Source organism: Pseudomonas sp. P5_B2 (genome assembly GCF_056400445.1).
The window spans coordinates 1-556 of record NZ_JBFULH010001472.1 but is presented as its reverse complement, the minus strand read 5'-3'; the positions used below and the strand labels follow the sequence as shown (position 1 = coordinate 556).

1 pseudogene is annotated in these 556 nt (G+C 59.2%); it reads right to left on the bottom strand.

The annotated features are described in order from the left end of the window. Positions 1 to 556, bottom strand: a pseudogene (locus AC1DRJ_RS31895) (exodeoxyribonuclease V subunit gamma); the annotation flags it as partial.

Sequence of the window (556 nt, the reverse complement as noted above, 5' to 3'; positions counted from 1 at the left end):
CGGCATAACCCAGCAGCATTCGACGCAGGCCGAATCGCCAACTGTTTTGCTCCAGCGCTTCAGGCAATCCCAGACCCGCACGCTGCTCGGCATTCATTCCCCAACGGATGCCCGCACCTTCGATCCAGCGATGCAGCGTCGGCAGGTCTCGCTCCTCAACGCCAAAGCGGGCACGTAAAGCAGGAACGTCCAGCAAGTCGAGAATTTCGCTGACAGGGAAACGGCTATCGGGGAGTTTGAGCAGGTGTTCGACGGCAATCAGCAGGGGATCGCGACCACGCTGGCCTTGATCCGCGAGCGTGAACGGAATGAAGCGTGGATCCTGACGTTCAAGCTGACCGAATACGGCGCGGATATGCGGTGCATAGCTGTCGATGTCCGGGACCATCACAATGATGTCGCGGGGCCTGAGGTCTGGATCTGCGCTGAAGCGTGCAAGTAGCTGATCATGGAGGATCTCTACTTCACGCTGGGCACTATGGGCGATGTGAAAACGGATCGACTCGTCTTGCTCCAGATCGATGGCTGGCCAGCATTCTCGCGTCTCGCTCAGGGG